This is a genomic window from Bordetella sp. 2513F2 (assembly GCF_054642735.1).
The window spans coordinates 2,029,229-2,050,399 of record NZ_CM137755.1 but is presented as its reverse complement, the minus strand read 5'-3'; the positions used below and the strand labels follow the sequence as shown (position 1 = coordinate 2,050,399).

At 67.2% G+C, this 21,171-nt stretch carries 21 protein-coding genes; 17 read left to right on the top strand and 4 right to left on the bottom strand.

From position 1 onward, the window contains the following. The first annotated feature begins 111 nt into the window (after window positions 1-111). Window positions 112-1,470 (top strand): MmgE/PrpD family protein, encoded by a 1,359-nt coding sequence (locus ACYBYQ_RS09695; protein ID WP_459618533.1) that lies wholly within the window; start codon window positions 112-114, stop codon window positions 1,468-1,470. 77 nt (window positions 1,471-1,547) lie between these two features. On the opposite strand, the gene gcvA is transcribed toward ACYBYQ_RS09695, so the two are convergent. After that, entirely contained in the window at window positions 1,548-2,471 is a 924-nt protein-coding gene (gene gcvA, locus ACYBYQ_RS09690) for a transcriptional regulator GcvA (protein ID WP_459618532.1), read from the bottom strand. 107 nt (window positions 2,472-2,578) lie between these two features. Between gcvA and ACYBYQ_RS09685 the strand changes: the two genes are divergently transcribed. From ACYBYQ_RS09685 to ACYBYQ_RS09620, 14 genes are all read left to right on the top strand, one after another. Beyond that, on the top strand, window positions 2,579-4,054 hold the full coding sequence (locus ACYBYQ_RS09685) for an aldehyde dehydrogenase (protein WP_459618531.1): 1,476 nt from the start codon (window positions 2,579-2,581) through the stop codon (window positions 4,052-4,054). A 28-nt stretch (window positions 4,055-4,082) separates the two neighbouring features. Continuing rightward, the gene (locus tag ACYBYQ_RS09680) at window positions 4,083-5,411 is read left to right on the top strand and encodes an MmgE/PrpD family protein (protein WP_459618530.1); all 1,329 of its coding nucleotides are present in this window, start codon (window positions 4,083-4,085) and stop codon (window positions 5,409-5,411) included. Window positions 5,412-5,437: 26 nt separating this feature from the next. Beyond that, on the top strand, window positions 5,438-6,634 hold the full coding sequence (locus ACYBYQ_RS09675; RefSeq protein WP_459618529.1) for an NADH:flavin oxidoreductase/NADH oxidase: 1,197 nt from the start codon (window positions 5,438-5,440) through the stop codon (window positions 6,632-6,634). Between the two features lie 302 nt (window positions 6,635-6,936). Further along, complete coding sequence (locus ACYBYQ_RS09670; protein WP_459618528.1) at window positions 6,937-8,067, top strand: ABC transporter substrate-binding protein; 1,131 nt, start codon at window positions 6,937-6,939, stop codon at window positions 8,065-8,067. Window positions 8,068-8,113: 46 nt separating this feature from the next. After that, a complete protein-coding gene (locus ACYBYQ_RS09665) occupies window positions 8,114-8,989 on the top strand; it encodes a branched-chain amino acid ABC transporter permease (protein ID WP_459618527.1) in 876 nt (291 codons plus the stop codon). Further along, window positions 8,989-9,948 carry a branched-chain amino acid ABC transporter permease gene (locus ACYBYQ_RS09660; protein ID WP_459618526.1) on the top strand — a complete coding sequence of 320 codons (960 nt, stop codon included), beginning with the start codon at window positions 8,989-8,991 and terminating at the stop codon, window positions 9,946-9,948. Before ACYBYQ_RS09665 ends, ACYBYQ_RS09660 begins: the two co-directional genes overlap by 1 nt. After that, window positions 9,941-10,699, top strand: a complete 759-nt coding sequence (locus ACYBYQ_RS09655) for an ABC transporter ATP-binding protein (protein ID WP_459618525.1) — start codon at window positions 9,941-9,943, stop codon at window positions 10,697-10,699. Before ACYBYQ_RS09660 ends, ACYBYQ_RS09655 begins: the two co-directional genes overlap by 8 nt. Before the next feature lies 1 nt (window position 10,700). Then, on the top strand, window positions 10,701-11,423 hold the full coding sequence (locus tag ACYBYQ_RS09650; protein WP_459618524.1) for an ABC transporter ATP-binding protein: 723 nt from the start codon (window positions 10,701-10,703) through the stop codon (window positions 11,421-11,423). A gap of 31 nt (window positions 11,424-11,454) precedes the next feature. Beyond that, a complete protein-coding gene (locus ACYBYQ_RS09645) occupies window positions 11,455-12,204 on the top strand; it encodes a maleate cis-trans isomerase family protein (protein ID WP_459618523.1) in 750 nt (249 codons plus the stop codon). 24 nt (window positions 12,205-12,228) lie between these two features. Then, on the top strand, window positions 12,229-13,098 hold the full coding sequence (locus ACYBYQ_RS09640; RefSeq protein WP_459618744.1) for an alpha/beta fold hydrolase: 870 nt from the start codon (window positions 12,229-12,231) through the stop codon (window positions 13,096-13,098). Between the two features lie 43 nt (window positions 13,099-13,141). Beyond that, window positions 13,142-14,215, top strand: coding sequence for a 2,5-dihydroxypyridine 5,6-dioxygenase NicX family protein (locus ACYBYQ_RS09635; protein WP_459618522.1), 1,074 nt, complete (start codon window positions 13,142-13,144; stop codon window positions 14,213-14,215). 52 nt (window positions 14,216-14,267) lie between these two features. After that, window positions 14,268-14,888: an isochorismatase family protein gene (locus ACYBYQ_RS09630; protein WP_459618521.1), complete on the top strand. Its 621-nt coding sequence runs from the start codon at window positions 14,268-14,270 to the stop codon at window positions 14,886-14,888. Between the two features lie 124 nt (window positions 14,889-15,012). Beyond that, window positions 15,013-16,236: an FAD-dependent monooxygenase gene (locus ACYBYQ_RS09625; protein WP_459618520.1), complete on the top strand. Its 1,224-nt coding sequence runs from the start codon at window positions 15,013-15,015 to the stop codon at window positions 16,234-16,236. A gap of 47 nt (window positions 16,237-16,283) precedes the next feature. Next, entirely contained in the window at window positions 16,284-17,006 is a 723-nt protein-coding gene (locus ACYBYQ_RS09620; RefSeq protein ID WP_459618519.1) for a TetR family transcriptional regulator, read from the top strand. A gap of 82 nt (window positions 17,007-17,088) precedes the next feature. On the opposite strand, the gene ACYBYQ_RS09615 is transcribed toward ACYBYQ_RS09620, so the two are convergent. Together ACYBYQ_RS09615 and ACYBYQ_RS09610 are read right to left on the bottom strand one after the other, a co-directional pair. Continuing rightward, window positions 17,089-17,814, bottom strand: a complete 726-nt coding sequence (locus ACYBYQ_RS09615) for a TerC family protein (protein WP_459618518.1) — start codon at window positions 17,812-17,814, stop codon at window positions 17,089-17,091. Window positions 17,815-17,889: 75 nt separating this feature from the next. Next, the gene (locus ACYBYQ_RS09610; protein WP_459618517.1) at window positions 17,890-18,498 is read right to left on the bottom strand and encodes a DUF2076 domain-containing protein; all 609 of its coding nucleotides are present in this window, start codon (window positions 18,496-18,498) and stop codon (window positions 17,890-17,892) included. A gap of 247 nt (window positions 18,499-18,745) precedes the next feature. Here ACYBYQ_RS09610 and ACYBYQ_RS09605 point away from each other — a divergent pair, with 247 nt between their 5' ends. Both ACYBYQ_RS09605 and asd read left to right on the top strand, forming a co-directional pair. Beyond that, window positions 18,746-19,258, top strand: a complete 513-nt coding sequence (locus ACYBYQ_RS09605) for a hypothetical protein (protein ID WP_459618516.1) — start codon at window positions 18,746-18,748, stop codon at window positions 19,256-19,258. Window positions 19,259-19,320: 62 nt separating this feature from the next. Next, window positions 19,321-20,214, top strand: coding sequence for an archaetidylserine decarboxylase (asd, locus tag ACYBYQ_RS09600; protein WP_459618743.1), 894 nt, complete (start codon window positions 19,321-19,323; stop codon window positions 20,212-20,214). Between the two features lie 9 nt (window positions 20,215-20,223). On the opposite strand, the gene ACYBYQ_RS09595 is transcribed toward asd, so the two are convergent. Continuing rightward, a complete protein-coding gene (locus ACYBYQ_RS09595) occupies window positions 20,224-21,033 on the bottom strand; it encodes a MetQ/NlpA family ABC transporter substrate-binding protein (protein WP_459618515.1) in 810 nt (269 codons plus the stop codon). Window positions 21,034-21,171: the final 138 nt, after the last annotated feature.

Sequence of the window (21,171 nt, the reverse complement as noted above, 5' to 3'; positions counted from 1 at the left end):
GCTTGCATGAGTTGGAGTTATGCGAGACGTGCATAGATATCGTGCGGGAGTTCGCCGGTTCGCTGTGTATAGTCAGCGCATGGAACGCACATAGCAGAACAGGAGACATCGATGCATCATGAGTTTCTCGAGCTGGGCGCCTCGGTTTCCCAAGCGGATATCAGCCAGGAAGAATCCGCTGCACGAACCGCAATCGACCAAGGCATCCGGGCTTCCCTGCTGTGTACGCTATTCGGGATCGAACGGGAAAACTGGGTCTGGCCATTCCGGGTGCACAGCGCTACGACCGGCACCACGGCGAACCCAGGCGAGGCACTCGTGCCGTCCATGACTGCTGGCCGGATCGCAGAGATGCTGGCCCGGCTGCTGGAACCGCTGGATCGCATCGGCCATCTTGGCACCTTGGCCGGCGCATCGGACCTGGACCCGATGGACCCAGGCCCTTCGCACACCGTGCTGCCTGCCACCCTGGCCGCCTGCGTGGCCCACAACCTGCTTTCTGCGGACGGAGGCGCCCGCGCGACCGACGATCAACAGATAGGTTCGGCCGTATTCGCGGGGGTCGAAGCGGCGTGGCGATGCCGCGCCGCCATTACCGGCGCGCGACCTGGCGTGGGCTTTCACAGCCCCGGGGTATTCGGCACGCTGGCAGCTGCCGCCAGCGCAGCACGTATGTTGCGCCTCCCTCCGCATGCCTGCACGAATGCACTGGCCATCGCATTGACCCGCGCATCGGGCCTGGCCATGAACAGTGCTGCGTCGATGATAGGCATGACGCATTTCGGGTGGGGCGCGCTGCATGGACTGGAAGCAGCGCTGTTGGCGTCTCAGGGGTGGAAGGCTTCCCGGGACTTCCAGCGTGGGCTCGGCACACTGTTCGGGCAGGACCACGTGGATGCCAGCCGTCTGACGATCGACGGCCCCAGGGCTGCCGAAGCCTTGGTATTCAAGCGCTATCCGTGCAACATCTACCTCAACCTGCTCGTGGCAATCCTGGAAGACGTCATCGATGGCGGGCCGGTCGATCGCATCGAAGTCTCGATGCCCTGGGTGCCGCATCTCGACTGCCCTGCCCCCGGAGATCTGCGACAGGCGCGCAACAGCGCACAAGCAGTCGCTGCCATCGCGGGATCCGGCGACATTTCCTATGCCGCGTTCTCCGGACCACCCGGGCCTTGGATACCCGCTCCCGCCGTGGGCCGCCTGCTGCCCCATATCGAATTGAAGATGGACCAGGACGCACCGACCGGACTCAAAAATGCTGTCGTTGCCGCGCGCGTATGGCGCCATGGCTCGCTGATCCTGGAATCCACGAGATCGATGCAAGACCTGCGCGGCTGGGGCATCGAGCACGCGCGCAGGCTGATGGGGCCTGAAGACCCTCATGGTGGCGTGGCGGCGCTTTACGAAGGATCCTACATCTCCGGCTTCGGGCACGTGCGGCGCCGCCTGGACAGCGTTGCGCCCTGACGCCTGACGGGCATCCGCGCATGCCGCGCAGATGCCCTATCCAGCCTCATGATGCGACAACAGCACCGGCCTGCCGCCTACGCCGTCACAGCCTGCCTGGCAGCCGCATCGATCTCCTCCAGCAGCCACTTGCGGAACAGTTCCAGCGCCGGGTCACCGCAATGCCTCGGTGAGCTCAGCAGGTAGTATGTCCGCTCAGAAGGCACCTCATGCGGGAATATCCGCCGGAGAGATCCGTTGGCCAGCTCTTCCTGCACCAGGAAGCTCTGGGCAAGGGCTACGCCCAGCCCCTGCTCTGCCGCACGGTAAGCCATGGCGGAGGACTCGAACTTCATGCCGCCTTCCAGCCTTACGTCATCCGCACCGACTGCCCGCAACCATACGCCCCAGTCCTCCGGACGGGCCAGGGAATGCAGGAGCGTGGCATTCTTCAGATCGGCGGGGACGCGCAGCGGCCATGCCGTCGCCATCGATGGCGCGCCGACCGCTATCAGGCGATAGTCGAAAAGCCGGTCGCTGCGTATGTTGTCTTCCACGCGCCCGGCCACGGCGCGTATCGATGCGTGGATATCGCTGTGCTCGAAGTCCAGCGGCGCCACCGAGGCAGTCAACCGGACTTCGACCTCCGGATTGATCTCCTGGAAGCGCCCCAGCCGGGGAATCAGCCAATACATGGCGAAGGTCGAAAAGGCCTGCAGATTGAGCACATTCTGGCGGCCGGAGAACTTCAGGCGGCGCGTTGCCAGATCGATGCGCGCAAAGGCATCGACCACATCCCGCATATAGGCTTCGCCATCAGGCGTCAGAGTGACAGACCGATGATTGCGGTAGAACAGCGGAATGCCAAACAGCTCTTCCAGGTTCCGCACGTGCCTGCTGATCGCAGACTGCGTCAGGAAAAGTTCCTGCGCAGCCTTGGTGAAACTGCGATTGCGCGCCGCCGATTCGAAGGCCCTCAGGGCGGTCAGCGGAGGAAGGCGCGACATGGAGGGATGTTCCATGAAGACGGGTCTCCCATGAGTCAGAGTCATGCAGCGTAGCACAAGAAGTCGTTTGAGCTAATCCTCTCCGGCTCACAGAATGCAAGGATACGCACCCGGAGACAGCAATGAAACGCTACCAGCTCTTCATCAACAACGAATGGCGGGATCCTCAATCGAAATCCTGGTTCGAAACCCACGACCCCTTCTCTGGAGAAGCCTGGGCGAAGATTCCACGTTGCAACGGAGCTGACGTCGATATGGCTGTAGCCGCTGCAGCACACGCCTTCGAAGGCCCCTGGTCGAGAATGACGGCCAGCGAACGCGGCATGCTGCTCCACAAGCTGGGCTCGCTGATCGAGCGCGACGCCGAGCACCTGGCAGCAATCGAATGCCGCGACAACGGCAAGCTCAGGCGGGACGTCCTGGGCCAGATGAAGTACATGGCCAAGTACTATTACTACTACGGCGGCCTGGCAGACAAGATACAGGGAGCTGTCGTGCCGATCGATCGCCCAGGGGTCTATAACTTCATTCGCTACGAACCTATGGGTGTGGTGGCCTGCATCACACCCTGGAATTCGTCCCTGCCATTGACGACCTGGAAAATGGCGCCGGCGCTGTGTGCCGGCAATACCGTCGTCTGCAAGCCGTCCGAATACACCTCCGCGTCCTTGTTCGAACTGGCCAGGCTGTTTGAGGAAGCCGGCTTTCCCCCTGGCGTTTTCAACATCGTCACCGGTTTTGGCGCTGAGGTGGGCGATCCCCTCGTTCGTCACCCGGACGTGCAACGCATTGCCTTTACCGGCGGCGATGAGGCCGGCCGCAGGATCTATGCCACGGCGGCACAGAACTTGAAGCGCGTTTCATTGGAACTGGGCGGAAAATCACCCAACATAGTCTTCGACGACGCCAATCTGGACGAAGCGGTAAAGGGCGCCATCGCTGGCATATTCGCTGCCACAGGCCAGACTTGCGTAGCCGGTTCACGCCTGCTGCTGCAGGAATCCATCCATGATGCTTTCGTCGAACGACTGACGCAGATCACCCGGTCCGCCAAAATCGGCGACCCGGCCGACCCAGGCAGCGAAATCGGGCCGATTACGACCAGGCCGCAGTTTGAGAAGATCCTGGGATACATAGACATAGCCCGGAAGGAAGGCGCACGCTGCGTTGCAGGCGGGCAGTCGTTGTCCGGTCCCGGTTATGGCGCGGGCTACTTTATCGAGCCGACCATCTTCGTAGACGTGACCAACGATATGCGCATCGCCCAGGAAGAGGTCTTCGGGCCCGTGCTCTCCGTGCTGAAGTTCAAGGATGAAGAAGACGCCATCCGCATTGGCAACGACATCAGATTCGGCCTGGCAGCCGGCGTGTGGACGACGAGCCTGCATCGGGCGATGCTGATGTCCGAGCGGCTCAAGGCCGGCACGGTGTGGATCAACAACTACCGCTCCAGCAGCTTCACGACGCCGTTCGGCGGCGTGAAGGACAGCGGCATCGGCCGGGAGGGCGGCATTGATTCGGTTAAGGAATTCATGGAGCCGAAGAGCGTCTGGATTTCATCCGACCTGAAAATGCCTCAACTCTTCGCCGGCAAGTGATCCGCGGCCAACGACACTGGAGGGAAAATTGTTCGCCACGGAGATATTCGCCGATCATGCTGCGGCATTTCGCACTGCCGCGATTCCAGCCGATGTGCTGCATCACGCCAAACGCGCTGTCATAGACTGGTATGCCTCGGTATTCCCCGGCCTGGCATGTCCGGTCGTCGGCAAGTTGGAAGCGGCGATGGCCGCAGACCTCGACCGCGGCGACGCAAGGCTGGTCGGCGGACGCCGCGCCACCTTGCGCACCGCGGCCCTGATCAACGGAACGGCAGCCCACGCGGCAGAAGTGGACGACAGCTTCCGCGATGCCATGTATCACCCCGGCGCGGCCACCATTGCCGCCGCATTGGCGGCCAGCCATTGCGTACGCAGCGACGGTCTGGCGTTCCTGCGGGGTGTGGTATTGGGATACGAAGTGTCCACGCGTATCGGCGTCGTGTTGGGGCGGGCGCACTATCGCTATTGGCACAATACCGGCACAGTGGGTACTTTCGGTGCAGCAGCTGCCGCAGGTGCCATCCTTGGCCTGGATCGCGACGCCTACGCCCATGCCCTGGCCACGGCGGCGACGTTCACGGCGGGATTGCAGCAGGCCTTCCGCCTGGATTCCATGTCTAAGCCGCTGCACGCCGGCAGGGCCGCAGAAGCGGGCGTGCTTTCTGCGTTGCTCGCCAGCCAGGGCGTAACGGGATCCCTGGATGTGCTGGACGGGGAAGCCGGCCTGGGCCGCGCCATGAGCGAGGACGCCGACTGGACGGACATAGGCGCTACGCTGGGCAAGGATTTCCACATCAAGCGGCTTACCTTCAAGAACCATATCGGCTGCGGACATACCTTTGCTGCCATCGATGGCGCACTCGCGCTACGTGAAGGCCACGGGATATCTCCGGAAGATATCGCTGCAATACGCGTCGCCACATACAAGCCGGCGCTGGACATCGCATGCTATCCGAATCCCCGCACTTCCAACGAAGCCCGCTTCAGCTTTCCGTATGTGGTCGCCACGGCGATGGTCCATGGCAGCGTCAGGCTGGCAGCCTATGATGCGTGTCGCGTGCACGATCCCCGCGTCCGCGCATTGATGGACCGCATCACCGTCGTGGTCGATCCGGAAATCGATGCGGCTTTCCCCGGCCAGCGCGCTTCCCGCATTGAAGTCACCCTGAAAGACGGCCGGCGCCTCGAACATCACCAGGCTAACCGCAAAGGCGATCCCGAAGAGCCATTGACCGATGCCGAGCTGGATGGAAAGTTCCTGGAGCTTTCGTCGCCCGTCATCGGCGCGGAATCCGCGCAGGCCCTGCTGCAGCGCTTGCACGCGCTGGAAGGCGCAACGATACTGGACTGGTAGCCTGTACCAACCGCCTGGAAGGGCACATGGAACCCGCACCGGCAAACACCCCCCTCCTCTTCACGCCCCTGGCCCTGCGTTCGGTGAGGCTGAGGAACCGCATCGTCGCGTCGCCCATGTGCCAGTATCACTCCGTGGACGGCGCGCCGGGCCTCTGGCAAGCCGTCAACTTCGGCAAATTCGCCATTGGCGGGGCGGCGGTGGTGTTCGGGGAGGAAACCGCGATCGAGCCCGAAGGCAGAAAAACCTACCAGTGTGCGGGCTTGTGGAACGATGATCACGTCGCCGCCTATCGCCGGATCAACGAATTCATCCTGGAACAAGGTGCGGTTCCGGCAATACAGCTGGGCCACTCGGGCGGCAAGGGGTCTTGCCACGGCGCACAACAGGATTGGGCGCCATTGACCGGCACCGATGCCGGCATGCCGCCTTGGACCTGCATGGTGCCCAGTCTGCGCACACCACCGCCGTCCTGGCCCAAAATACGCGAAATGAGCGTGGCGGATATACGGCAACACATCCAACGCTGGAAAGAAGCCACGGATCGCGCAGTGCAGGCGGGCTACCAGATACTCGAGATCCACGGCGCGCATGGCTACCTCATTCACCAGTTTCTGTCACCGCTCACCAATCGCAGGCAGGACAGCTACGGCGGATCGCGCGAAAACCGCATGCGCTTCGCGTTGGAAATAACGGAAACAGTGCGCGCCGCGTGGCCCGGTCACCTGCCCCTGTTCTTCCGTGTATCGGCGGTCGACGGCCCCGGCGGCATCTGGAGCATCGAGGACACCGTTGCTCTGGCTGCCGCCCTGAAGGAACGCGGCGTGGACGTAATCGACTGCTCGTCGGGAGGCCTGTCCGGCAATACCTCCATGCCCGTGGTGCGCCGCGTGCCGGGATACCAGGTTCCCTTCGCCGAGGCAGTGCGCCGCCAGACCGGATGCGCCACCATGGCGGTAGGCCTGATCACGGAAGGCGGGCAGGCCGAGGCCATCCTGCAGGCCGGGCAGGCAGACTTGATTGCACTGGCACGCGAACTGATCTGGAATCCAAATTGGCCCGTGCACACCGCCGTGCACATGATGGGGCATGAGGCTTACCACCTTCTACCGCCTGAGCAGTCCGTACGCCTGATCCGCCGCCAGACGATTGCGGCCCTGCCCTTCAACAGGACCGGTGCGCCGGCATCACCTGGGGACGAAGCGTTCAGCGAACGCATCTGAGGCCGCAGCCACTCTCCTCGCTCTGTGGAATGCAATCCTGTAGCCCGCGGCGCCGGGCTCGGCGCTACGCCAGGACGTACTGAGGATCATCCATCCGACCACGCTGGAAGACCTCCTCAGGGTCTACCCTGAGGCCGTTATTTTTGCTTTGATATTTGTTAAACGATCATTTAATATTTTTTCGCGCGGGCTCGTCCCTGCGCAGCGCTCAACAAGATTCTTGAACGGCCTGTCCGCCTGCATCGGCACGGCGGCCGGGGTCTGCCGGCAAGGGTGAAATACGGCAACAGAACGGAGGTCTCATGCGTATCCGAGGTATTGAAAAGGTGGCGCTGGCGGCACTGCTGTGCACGTCGGGCGCCTGGGCCGACACCATCAAGATCGGCGTCATCCAGCCCCTCACGGGCTCCGTCGCCTACAACGGCGTCGCGGATGTCAATGGCGCCAAGCTGGCCGTGCAGGAACGCAACCGCAAGGGCGGCGTGCTGGGCAAGCAGGTCGAGCTCATCATCGAAGACGGCCAATGCCAGCCCGCCAAATCGGTGAACGCGGCCGAAAAGCTCATCCAGAAAGATCAGGTGCCGGTGATCTCCGGCGCCTTCTGCAGCTCGGCCACCGCGGCCATCATGCCTGTGGCGCAGAAATACAAGGTCCCCCTGCTCTCCGGCGTGTCGTCCATGGCCGACCTCACCGAGCGCGGCAATACCTGGTTCTTCCGCTCCGCCGAAACGGACGCCCTGATGGCGCACGCGTTCGCCAAGATCCTGGTCGACAACCTCAAGCTCAAGACCATCGCCTACATCGGCGTGAACGATGACTGGGGCCGCGGCGGCGTCGACGAATTCTCCAAGCAGATCGAGCAGCTGGGCGGCAAGACCGTGCTGAAGGAATACTTCGACCACGGCACCACCGATTTCTACACCCTGCTCACCCGCGTGCGGGCGGCCAGGCCCGACGGCATCTTCGTGGCCGCCGAAACGCAGGATGGCTCCATCATCGTCAAGCAGATGAAGGAGCTGGGCCTCACCAGCCAGATCTTCGGCGTGGGCAGCTGGGCCACGGCCGACTTCGTCAAGCTCACGGGCGAGGCCGCCGAAGGCATACATGCCGCGGTGCCGTATGCCGCCACGCTCGACACGCCGGCCAACAAGGCCTTCGTGCAGGCATACCAGGCTGCCTACAAGGAAGCGCCGGGCAAGTATTCCGCCGCCGGCTACAACGCGCTGAACATCATCATGGACGGCATCGAGCGCGCGGGCGAAGCCACGCCGGCCAAGATACGCGATGCGCTGGAGCACACCGACTACCAGGGTCCCAACGGCCGCTTCACCTTCGATGCGAAGCACCAGGCATACGGCTTCTCGGCAGTGCTGGTGCAACTGAAGAACGGCGTCCCGACCATCGTGTCGCAGACCTCCGTCAGCGCCGACTGACCCCACCCGGCAGGGGCGCGCCGGCCCCTGCCGACAGGAGAACCTCGTGTTCGATCTATTGATACAGTTCCTGGTCAACGGGCTGGTCAACGGTACGTTCTATGCCTTGTCCGCCCTGGGGCTCACCCTGGTGTTCGGGCTGATGCGCCTGGTCAACTTCGCGCATGGCGAGTTCTACATGATGGGCGGGCTGCTGGGCTGGGCCGTCACCAGCGGCCTGGGCCTGGACTTCTACACCGGCCTGCTGGCGGTCATCGTCATCATGGCGGCCTTCGGCTGGATGGTCGACCGCCTGTTCATCGAACGCGTGCGGGGCAAGGGCGAAGAGCCCGGCATCCTGCTCACCATCGGGCTGTCCATCTTCCTCACCAACACCGCCCTGCTGGTGGTGGGCAGCGCGCCGCAGAAGGTGCCGGCGCCCGTCGCCAGCGCACCCCTGCTGCTCGGCCCCGTGGTCATCACCCAGGTGCGGCTCTTCGCGGTGGCGGTGTGCGCGGTGGCCATCGTGGCCGCCCACATGCTGATCCGCCACACCCGGCTGGGCAAGGCCATGCGCGCCACCTTCCAGGACCCCATGGCGGCCCGGCTGGCCGGCATCAATACCGGCCGCATCTACGCCGCCACCTTCGCGCTGGGCACGGTGCTGGCCGGCACCGCCGGCATGCTGCTGGGCTCCATCTACGTGGCGCAGGCCGGCATCGGCGGCCTGGTGAGCCTGAAGGCTTTCGTGGTGGTCATCCTCGGGGGCATGGGCAATTTCGCGGGCGCCATCCTCGGCGGCCTGATCCTCGGCGTGGCCGAGGCGCTGTGGGGCGGCTACGTCTCCACCGGCACGGTCGACATGGTGGGCTTCGCCCTGGTCATCCTGATCCTGTTCTTCCGGCCTTACGGCCTGTTCTCCACCCGGGCGGAGCGTGCCTGATGAAATCCGAACGCCTGTTCCTCTGCGCCTTCCTGCTGGTGGCCCTCGCGCTGGCCGGCCTGCTGCGCAACGACTACCTGCTGCACATCCTGGTGCTGGTGCTGCTCTACACGGTGCTCGCCACCAGCCTGAACCTGCTGGTGGGCTATGTGGGCGAGTTTCCACTGGGCCACGTGGCCTTCTTCGGCATCGGCGCCTATGCCATGGCGCTGGCCTCCACCCGGCTGGGGCTGCCGGCCGGCCTGCTGATCCCGCTGGCCGGCGTGGTGGCCGCGCTGTTCGGGCTGCTCATCGGCGCCATCACACTCAGGCTCAACGGCCCGTTCTTCGTGATCGTCACGCTGGCCTTCGCGGAAGTGCTGCGCCTGCTGGCCAACAACTGGGTGGGCTTCACCAACGGCCCCATGGGCATTTCCGGCGTGCCGCATCCCGCCTTCCTCGACGCCCTGCCCTGGCTCGACGGCAAGCGCGGCATGGCCTTCCTGGGGCTGGCCGTGGCGGGCGTGGCGCTGTTCGTGGCGTACCGCCTGGTGCACAGCAACGCCGGCCGCGCTGCGGTCACCCTGCGCGAGAACCGCTACGTGGCGCTGTCGGTGGGCATCGATCCGCTGCGCTACGCGCTGTTCGTCTTCGTGGTCGCGGCCTTCCTCGCCGGCATGGCCGGCGCGTACTACGCCAGCTACATCTCCTATGTGGGTCCGGAAGTCTTCGGTTTCCCGTTCACCGTATCCATGATCATCATGGTGCTGCTCGGCGGCAAGGGCACCCTGCCGGGGCCGATCATCGGCGCAGTCATTGTCACGCTGCTCGAGGAGTACCTGCGCGAGTTCAAGGAGCTGCGGCTGTCGCTGTTCGGCCTGATCGTGATGGCCGTGGTGCTGTTCTCGCCGGACGGCGTCATGGGCTATGTGCGCGCCCGCCTGCCGCGCGGGGCCCGCCTGGAGAATCGCCATGCTTGAAGTACGCGGCCTCAGCAAATCGTTCGGCGGCATACACGCCGTGCGCGACATCAGCTTCGACGTCCCACGCGGGCAGGTCGTCAGCCTCATCGGCCCCAACGGCGCCGGCAAGACCACCTGCTTCAACCTGGTCACCGGCTTCTACGCGCCCTCGGCAGGCAGCGTGCGCCTGGACGGCCGCGAAGTCACCGGCACCCGGCCGCATCGCATGGCGGGCATGGGCGTGGTCCGCACGTTCCAGAAGACCAACGTGCTCAAGAATCTCAGCGTGCGCGACAACATCGTTGCGGCGCAGTACCTGCGGGCGCGCACCCCGCTGTGGCGCAGCTTCTGGCCTGGCGAGGCCGATCGCCGCGCCGAGCGCGACATCGCCAGCCGCGCTGCGGAAATCGTCGAACTGGTGGGCCTGGGCGCGCGCGCCGACACGCCCGCCAATGCCCTCTCCTGCGGCGAACTGCGCCTGCTGGAAGTGGGCGTGGCGCTGGGCGCGGGCCCGCGCCTGCTCATGCTGGACGAACCCGCCGCCGGGCTCAACAGCCACGAAGCCCGCGTACTGGCCGAGCTCATCCGCACCCTGCCTGGCCGCTGGACGGAGGCCATCCTGCTGGTGGAGCACAACATGAACCTGGTCATGCACGTCTCGGACCACATCGTCGTGATGAACTTCGGCAAGAAGCTCGCGGCCGGCACGCCTGCGGAAATCCAGCGCGATCCGGCCGTGCTCGAAGCCTACATCGGCAAGGCAGCCTGACATGGACACCCCCACTCCCCTGCTCCAGGTATCCGGCGTGCATGCCGGATACGGCAATCTCAAGGCGCTGCACGGCGTCTCCCTGCAGGTCATGCCCGGCGAAGTCGTCGCGCTCATCGGCGCCAACGGCGCGGGCAAGTCCACCATCCTGCGCACCCTGTCCGGCCTGATCGCGCCGTCGGCGGGCACCGTGCACTGGGAGGGCCGCGCCATCGGCGGGCTGCAGGCCCCCGACATCCTGCGCCTGGGCCTGGCCCATTGCCCGGAAGAGCGCCACGTGTGGCCCGAAATGACGGTGCGCGAAAACCTCGAGCTCGGCGCCTACCTGGTGCGCTCGCGCAGCGAGATCGAGAGGCGGCTGGAGCTGGCGTTCGAGCGCTTCGGCCGCCTGCGCGAACGCGCCGACCAGCTGGCCGGCACGCTCAGCGGCGGCGAACAGCAGATGCTGGCCATCGCGCGCGCCCTCATGTCCGAGCCGCGCATGCTGATGCTCGACGAGCCCAGCCTGGGCCTGAGCCCCAAGATGGCGCAGGACGTATTCCAGGTCGTGCGCGACATCAACGCGCACGGCGTCACCGTGCTGGTGGTGGAACAGAACGTGCACAACGCGCTCTCGGTGGCCACGCGCGCCTACGTCATCGAGACCGGGCGCGTGGCGGCCGAACGCGAGTCCGGCGCGCTGCTGGACGACCCCGAACTGCTCAACGCCTACCTGGGCGCATGAACGCCCGCGCGGCACACAGGAGGACACGACCATGAAAACCTACCGCATCGGCCAGATTGTGCCGAGTTCGAACACCACGATGGAGACGGAGATTCCGGCGATGCTGCTGGCGCGCCAGCAGATCCGTCCGGAGCGCTTCACGTTTCACTCCAGCCGCATGCGCATGAAGAAGGTGGTCAAGGAGGAGCTGGCGGCGATGGACGCGGAGTCCGACCGCTGCGCGCTGGAGCTGAGCGACGCGCGCGTGGACGTGCTGGGCTACGCCTGCCTGGTGGCCATCATGGCCATGGGCCGGGGCTATCACCGCGTCTCGCAGCAGCGGCTCACCGGCCACACGGCGGCCAACGGCGCGAGCGCGCCGGTGATCACCAGCGCCGGGGCGCTGGTCGATGCGCTGAAGATCATGGGCGCGCGCAAGATCGCCGTGGTCGCGCCCTACATGAAGCCGCTGACCGAACTGGTGGTCGACTACATCGGCAGCGAGGGCTACGAGGTGCTGGACTACCGCGCGCTGGAGATCCCGGACAACCTGGAGGTCGGCCGGCACGACCCGGCGCGGCTGCCGGAGATCGTGGCGGGGCTGAACTACCGCGATGCCGACGTCATCGTGCTGTCGGCCTGCGTGCAGATGCCTTCGCTGGGGGCCATCGCCAAGGTCGAGGCGCTCACGGGCAAGCCGGTGGTCACCGCGGCGGTGGCCACCACCTATGCCATGCTCAAGGCGCTGGAGCTCGAGCCGGTGGTGCCGGGCGCGGGCGCGCTGCTCTCGGGCGCGTACTGACGGGAGGGCCGCCACATGAGCACCATGAACAGCCCGGCCACGCAGGCCGCCAGCACCTATCTCTACGGCGGCCACGTGCACGCCAACGGCATCCGCCAGCACTACCTGCGCTACGGCGGCGAGCGCCCCGGGCGCGACCCGGTGATCATCGTGCCGGGCATCACCAGCCCGGCGGCCACCTGGGGCTTCGTGGGCGAGGTCTTCGGCCGCACCTTCGACACCTACATCCTGGACGTGCGCGGACGCGGCCTGTCGCAGGCCGACGCCTCGCTGGACTACAGCCTGGACGCGCAGGCCGCCGACCTGCTGGCCTTCGCCCAGGCCCTGGGCCTGGCGCGCTACAGCGTGGTGGGCCACTCCATGGGCGGGCGCATCGGCATCCGCGCCGCGCGCACCCGGCCCGCGGGCCTGGCGCGGCTGGTCATGGTCGATCCGCCGGTCTCCGGCCCCGGGCGCCGCCCGTATCCGGCCAAGCTCGGCTGGTACGTGGGCTCGATGGCCCAGGCCCGCGCGGGCATGAGCGCCGAGGACATGCTGGCCTACTGCCCGACCTGGACCGAGGCCCAGCGCCAGCTGCGCGCCCAATGGCTGCACACCTGCGACGAGCGCGCCATCCTCGCGAGCTTCGACGGCTTCGCCACCGACGACATCCACGCCGACCTGCCGCACGTGCAGGCCCCGCGGCTGCTGCTCACCGCCGAGCGCGGCGACGTCGTGCGCGACGAGGACGTCGCCGAGATCCAGCGCCTGGCCCCCGGCACCGCCCACGTGCGCGTGCCCGACGCCGGCCACATGATCCCCTGGGACAACGAGCCCGGCTTCTACGCCGCCCTGGGCGACTTCCTGGGCGCCCCCCTGCTGGTGTCAGACACCGGTGTACAGAAATTTCTGTAAAGACTGAACGCTGGTGTCAGACACCAGTTGTGGGAGACCTGTCATGCCCGTGAGCGACTTCGAGATGATCCGCGCCTGGAACCAGGTGCTCACGCTGTCCCGGCTGGAGCCGGGGCAGACCGTCACCATACTCACCAGCGCGGCGACGCATCCGCAGACGCTGGCCACGGCGCTGATTGCGGCGCAGTCCAAGGGGGCCATCGTCAACCGGCTGGACCTGCCGCCGGTCAACGGCGAGAAGGCGCTCAGCCGCGACGCGCTGGCCTACCTGGGGACCACGCCGCTGACGGGCAACGCCGCGGCCATCGCCATGCTCAAGGCCAGCGACCTGGTGCTGGACCTGATGACGCTGCTGTTCTCGCCCGAGCAGCACGAGATCCTGCAGGGCGGCACGAAGATCCTGCTGGCGGTGGAGCCGCCGGAGGTGCTGGCGCGGCTGGTGCCCACCGAGGGCGACCGCGAGCGGGTCAAGGCCGCGGCCGCGCGTCTGGCCGGCGCGCGCGAGATGACGGTGCGCTCGGCCGCGGGCACGGACCTGCGCTGCGCGCTGGGGGAGTTTGCGGCGATCAGCGAGTACGGCTTCGTCGACGAGCCCGGGCGCTGGGACCACTGGCCCAGCGGCTTTGCGCTGACCTGGCCCAACGAGGGCGGCAGCCACGGCACCATCGTGATCGATGCGGGCGACATCCTGCTGCCGCAGAAGTCGTACACCACGGGGCGGATCGTGCTCACGGTGCAGGCGGGCTACGCCACGCGCATCGAGGGCGGGGTGGACGCCGAGCTGCTCAGCCAGTACATGGCCTCGTTCAACGATCCGGAGGCCTACGCGATCTCGCACATCGGCTGGGGGCTGCAGCCGCGGGCGCACTGGTCCACGCTGGGGCTGTACGACCGCGAGGCCACCATCGGCATGGATGCGCGCGCCTACGAGGGCAATTTCCTGTTCTCGCTGGGGCCGAACAACGAGGCCGGGGGCAGCCGCACCACGGCCTGCCACATCGACATCCCGCTGCGCGGCTGCACGGTGGCCCTCGACGGGGTGGAGGTGGTGCGCGCGGGCAAGGTGCTCGATGCGCACGGACAGGCCGGCGCAGCCCGGCAGGTGCCAGGCACCTGAGACACCCACCTGCGCAAACCGACTTTCAACGCAGCAACAGGAACACACACTCATGGACGCGGAACTCGCCACCTACCAGCGCCAGGGCTTTGGCGCGGACCTGGCGCCACAGGCCCCCTACGGGCTGCTGATCGTGGACTTCGTCAACGGCTTTGCCGATCCCGCGCAGTTCGGCGGGGGCAACATCGCCCAGGCCATCGCGCAGACGGTGGGGCTGCTCGCGCATGCGCGCGCCCAGGGCTGGGCGGTGGCGCACAGCCGCATCGTCTATGCCGATGACGACGCCGACGGCAACATCTTCAGCCTGAAGGTGCCGGGCATGCTCACGCTCAAGGAGCACAGCCCGGCCAGCGCCATCGTGGCCGAGCTCGCGCCGGCGCCGGGCGAGTACGTGGTGCGCAAGAGCACGCCCTCGGCCTTCTACGGCACCATGCTCGCGCCCTGGCTGGCCCAGCGCGGCGTGTGCACGCTGCTGGTGGCCGGCTGCACCACCAGCGGCTGCGTGCGCGCCAGCGTGGTCGACGCCATGTCGGCCGGTTTCCGGCCGCTGGTGCTGTCGGACTGCGTGGGCGACCGCGCCCTCGGGCCCCACCAGGCCAACCTCTTCGACATGCAGCAGAAGTACGCCGCCGTCATGCCCCGCGACGCCGCCATCGCGGCCTGCACCGGCTGAGCACAGGAAACCGGCAAACCGCGGCGGCCCGACCCGCTGGCATGCCACCCAGAAATTAATTGTTCGACCAAATAATGAAACACGGGGCGCCCGCCGGGCGCGTCCCCTCCAGGAGAGAAACATCATGGCAAGAAAACTGCGAGTCGGCGTGATCGGCGGCGGCATTGGCGGCGTGGCGCTGGCCAATGCACTGCAGCGCCAGGGGCTGGAAGTGCGCCTGTTCGAGCGGGCAGCCGCGTTCGGCGAAGTCGGCGCGGGCATCCAGATGACCCCGAACGCCGTCAAGGTATTGACCGCGCTGGGCCTGGCCGAAGACCTGGACCGCATCGGCTTCCTGCCGCAGGCCCTGGTGGGCCGCAACTGGAAGACGGCGCGCGAACAGTTCCGCACGCCGCTCATCGATGAATGCCCGCGGCTGTACGGCGCGCCGTTCTACCACGTGCACCGGGCGGACCTGCACAACATTCTGGCCAATCGCATCGATCCGTCCAACGTGCGGCTGGCCACCGCCTGCACCGGCGTGAGCCATACCGGCCATGGCGCCGTGGCGCGCTTCGCCGACGGTACCGAATTCGAAGCCGACGTCATCGTCGGCGCGGACGGCGTGCGTTCGGTGGTGCGCCAGACGCTGTTCGGCGACGAGGCGCCGCGCTTCACCGGCAACATGTGCTATCGGGCCGTGGTGCCGTTCGACCGCATGCCCGACTTCGTCAGCCCGGACTCGTCGTTCTGGCTCGGCCCGCACGGCCACGTGGTCACCTACTACGTGCGCCGCGGCGCGGCCGTCAACATCGTGGCAGTGAACGAGACCGCCGAATGGGTCGAGGAATCCTGGAACGCGCCGAGCAGCCGCGAGGAACTGCTGGCGGCCTTTCCCGGCTGGCACCGCAACCTGGTGCAGCTCTTCGAGCGTGCCGACACCGTATTCAAGTGGGGCTTGTTCGACCGCGATCCCATGCAGACCTGGCACCAGGGCCATGTCACGCTGCTGGGCGATGCCTGCCATCCCATGCTGCCGTTTCTCTCGCAGGGCGCCGCCATGGCCATCGAGGACGGCTATGTGCTGGCCAGCGCCCTGGCCGCGCACGGCAGCGACGTGCCGCAGGCCCTGCGCGCGTACGAGGCCGAACGCCTGCCGCGCACCCGCCGCGTGCAGCTCGAGTCGCGCGAGCGCGGCCGCACCTATCACCTGCCCTCGCGCTGGGACCAGTTCAAGCGCGACGTCGGCTTCTGGTGGCGCGGCCTGTTCAATCCCCATGCCGGCGGCATACGGGCCAACTGGGTCTACGAATACGATGCCGAGGCATTCGATCCGCGGCAGCCTGCTCCCGTCCAACGGGCCGCCTGAGTTATGGGACAATGCCGCGTCTCAAGGTCGAGCAACCCGGGAGAAGCATGACGAAGCGCGTCGCGTCCCCCACGTCCCAGCCGGGGCGCCCCCGTGCGGCGAAAGCCTCGGCGCACGGCCGTCCGGGCCGCCCCGAAGGCGTGGCCAACAAGAACCTGCGGGAAAAGATCCTGGATGCCGCCGAGGCCACGTTCGCCGACCTCGGGTATGCCGGCACCACGCTGCGCGAAGTGGCGAGCAAGGTCAAGGTCACCCAGGCCCTCATCAGCTATTACTTCGGTTCCAAGTACGGCATGTTCGAGGCCGTGTTCCTGCGCCGCGGCCGCAAGATATCCGACGAGCGCATGGCGCGGCTCGAGGCGCTCATGCAGTCTCCCACCCGCCCGCGCGTGCGCGACATCGTCCAGGCCTTCTTCGCCCCCACGCTGGCGCTGCGCGCCACGGCCAGGGGCCGGGCCTTCATCCGCCTGCAGGCCCGGCTGCACACCGAACCCGCCGAGATTTCCTACAAGCTGCGCAACGAAGCCTACGACAAGTCCACGCGCGCCTACGTCGACGCCATCTGCACCGTCCGCCCGGATCTCCCGCGCAAGGACGTGTACTGGCGCGTCACGCTGATGGTGGGAGCCTATCTCTATGCGTTCTCCGACACGCACCGGCTCGAAGAGCTGGCGCCGGGAATCTGCCACCCGGAGAACGCCAGCGAGGTCATGGAACAGATCACGGCGTTCGTCGAGGGCGGCATGACGGCGCCGCCCGCATCGGCCTGACGCCGCGGCACTGGCGCCTGCCTCACACGATGAAAAAAACGCCTCCCGAAGGAGGCGTTCTTCGCGACTGCGCCGGCTGGCATCAGGCGGTCTTGCGTTCGGCCTGCGCGTCGGCGGCAGGCTTGCGGCGGGCGGCCAGCAGGCGGCCCAGCACCACCACCAGCAGCGCGCCCGCGACCTCGGCGGCCAGCTTCGCCGTGCCGGAGACCTCGCCGAACTTCTCGACGACGACCACGTCGGTAACCAGCATGCCGCCGGCGATCCAGCCCAGCAGGGCCGCGCCGAAGGTCACGACCACCGGGTAGCGGTCGATCAGCTTGAGCACCAGCGTGCTGCCCCAGATGATGATGGGCACGCTGATCACCAGGCCGAAGATCACCAGGCCGATCTGGTGGTCGGGATGCGCGCCCTGCGCCGCGCCCGCGATGGCGATGACGTTGTCGAGGCTCATCACGAAATCGGCCACGATGATGGTCTTGACCGCCGACCACACCGAGCCGCCACCGTCGATCTTGTCATGGCCGCCCTCTTCGGGAATGAGCAGTTTCACGCCCACCCACAGCAGCAGCAAGGCGCCGACCACTTTCAGGTAGGGAATGGTGAGCAGCGTCAGCGCGAAGGCGATCAGCACCACGCGCAGGCCGATGGCCCCGGCGGTGCCCCACAGGATGCCCTGCATTCGCTGCTTGGGCGGCAGATTGCGGCATGCCAGCGCGATCACCACGGCGTTGTCCCCGCCGAGCAGGATGTCGATCAGGATGATCTGGAACACCGCGGCCCAGCTCAACGTCTGGAGAAACTCGAACACGTATTACCTCCGGTTAAGGTTCGATGGTCGGGAAAATGCCGCCGGCCGCCCCTGCGGCAGGCCGGCGCATCAGGATCAGATTTCGTCGAAGCCGCCGAGGTCCTCGAAGCCGGAATCGGCCGCGCCGGCGTCCGTGGCGCCGGGATCCTCGGGAGTCGGCTCGGGCTGCGCCTCGGGCTGGGCCGGTTCGGCAGCCTGCGCGTCGCTCGCGAACAGGCCGCCCAGCAGGTTGCCCAGCATCAGCCCGCCGGCCACGCCCATGGCGGTCTGCATGGCGCCGGCCAGGAAGCCGCCCGCGCCGCCGCGTGCGCTGCGCCCGAAACCGGCGTCGGCCGACAGGCTGCTGGCCGCGGCCGGCGCGCCCTGCCGGCCGCCGGACCCGCCCAGCCCTGCTGGGCGGCCGAAGCCCTCGGCCAGCGTGCCCGGCTTGCCTGCCTGAGCCGGTTGGCCGCCCGGCGCCGCGCCGGCGCGCGATTCCAGCTCGGCGATGCGGCGCTGCGCGGCCTGCAGCGCCTGCTCCTGCACCACCACGGTCTGGGCCAGGTAGTAGGCCGCCCCGGGCTGGGCCTGCATGCGTTCGCGGATATAGGATTCGGCTTCGCCGTCGCGCGGGGCACCCTGGCTCTCGAGCGACTGCAACCGGGTGAAGACGCCTTCGATGGCGTCGCGATCCTGTTGGTTCATGACGTGGACTCCTTCATAGGTTTACCCCCCGGGCGTGGCGCCTTCGCCGGGCGCGCTCCGCCTCCGCGCCGGCAGTTTAACCTGATTCTGACAACAAGCTGAATGTTGCTGAATCGCAATCCGGACGCCAGCACAGGATCGCCTCGGCAATCGCCCGATATGGCGGCCAGGCGCCCGCAACTCCGGCGTTTGGCGGGCAGTCCGGCAGGCTAGAATCGAGCGGTTTGATCCGGCACTTATTTCCATCATGGCATCTTCGTCCGATCCCCCGCGCACGCTGTTCGTCTACACCGAGGAGCAGCGCGGCAACCAGCTCGTCGAATCCGTGCTCGTCGGCATGATCTCGGACATCGCGGGGGCCGAGAAGCTGGTGGTGGTGAAGGATCCGCACAGCGGCATCCAGTTCGTCTACCGCGTGCTGCATGAGATCAGCAATCTGGATGCCGCCGCCATCACCGAACTGGACCCCGCCGAGTTCGACGGGCGCCGCACCACGCAGATCAACGGCATGAACTACCGGCTCGGCACGCCCGACAGCGCCCTCAGGCTGCTGCGCGGCAAAACCCACTGGGTGCAGGACAAGGGCTGCGTGCTGTCGGTGCTGCTGCAGAACGCGGCGGCGCGGCGCAGCACGCTGGTCAGCCGCAGCATCGCCCGGGAACGGCTGACGCGCGTGCCGCCGGGCGTGCCGGTGGAATACCTGGCCGACCGCACCGCTGCGCAAGCCGAATCCGCCCCTGACACCACCACCCCGGCCTAGGACCGCTCAGGCTACACTTCCAGGTCGGGCGCCGCACGCGTGCGCCGCAGCCAACCATGTCCATGTCCATCAAAGACACGCTTTTCCTGGCCAGCCAGTATGCCGCCCCGCACCACCTCGTGTCGCGCCTGGCGGGCCGCCTGGCCGACAGCCGTTCCCCCGCGCTCAAGAACCGCCTGATACAGGCCTTCGTGCAGCGCTACCAGGTCGACATGAGCCAGGCCCTGGTCGAGGATCCGCTGGCCTACGAAAGCTTCAATGCCTTCTTCACCCGCGCGCTCAAGGCCGACGCGCGCCCGCTGGCGGCTGAGCCCGGTGCGGTGCTGTGTCCGGCCGACGGGTGCGTCAGCCAGATCGGCGCCATCGAGCACGGCCGCATCTTCCAGGCCAAGGGCCACAGCTACAGCCTTGCCGACCTGCTCGGCGGCGATGCGCAGCGCGCCGCGCCCTTCATGGGGGGCTCCTTCGCCACCGTATACCTGTCGCCGCGCGATTACCACCGCGTGCACATGCCGGTGGCCGGCACGCTCACGGAGATGGTGCACGTGCCCGGGCGGCTGTTCTCGGTGAACCTGCTCACGGCCAATCACGTGCCGGGCCTGTTCGCGCGCAACGAGCGCGTGGTGTGCATGTTCGACACCGAATATGGCCCGATGGCGCTGGTGCTGGTGGGCGCGATGATCGTGGCCTCGATCGAGACGGTCTGGGCCGGGCTGGTGGCCCCCACCCGGCCGCAGGTGCGCGTCACGCGCTACGGCCCCTCCACCGTGGGGCCCATCAGCCTGGACAAGGGCGCCGAGATGGGCCGCTTCCTGCTGGGCTCCACCGTGATCGTGCTGTTCGGTCCCGGCCGCGTGCGCTGGACCAGCAGCTCGCCGGGGCCGTTCCCGGTGCGCATGGGCGAGCTGCTGGGGCTGCCCGCCCAGGCTGCCGCGCCTGCCGTGCCGCAGCCCTGAGTCCCGCGGCTACCACGGGAAATCGATCAGCTCGCCGTACAGGCGGCGCAGCGTGGCCTTCACCTCGCCGGACTCCTGGTAGATGCGGATGAATTCGCGCAGGCGCGGATCGTCGGCGCGGTCCGGCCGCGCCACCCAGCGTATGGCGTAGCGGCGCACCACGGCCGGATCCGTGTTGTCGAACGCCAGCCCGTCGCGCTCATCGATACCGGCGTGCTTGGCAAAGGTGGTGTAGGTGACGGAGGCCGTCACGTCGTCGAACGTGCGCGCCGACTGCGAGCCTTCCAGCTGCACCAGCTTCAACTTGCGCGGGTTCGCCGTCACGTCCTGCAGCGTGGCCTCGTGCCCCACGCCCTCGCGCAGGCCCAGCAGGCCGATGGAGGCCAGCAGCTGCAGGGCCCGCCCGGTGTTCACCGGATCGTTGGGTATGGCGATGGTGGCGCCCTCGGGCACCGGGTCGCCGCGCTTGAGTTTCTTCGAGAACAGGCCGATCGTGGTCGAATAGCCGTAGGCGATCGGCATGAGCTGCGTGCCGCGGCTCTGGTTGAAGCGCTGCAGGAAGGGTTCATGCTGGAAGAAGTTGGCGTCCACCGAGCCGTCGGCCACGGCGATGTTGGGCATGACCCAGTCGCTGAACTCCACCAGCTCCACGTCCAGGCCCTGCCTGCGGGCCTGCTCGATGGCCAGTTCCGTGGCCTCGTTGGCCACGCTGGCGATCACGGCGATGCGCAGGGGCGGCTGGCTGGCATGGGTGGCGGTGCCGGCCAGCAACGAGGCGGCCAGGCCGAGGCACTGCAGGAGAACGATGAAACGCGGCATGGAGACGATTCCGGTGGAAAACGCAGGGCTCCGGGCGACGCGCTGCGTCGCCGGCACAGGCGCCATTGTGCCCCAGGGCGGCCCGCGTGCCGGCAAAGACCGCGCCGCCAGCCGGGGCGCGCGGCTTGGCCTATCATT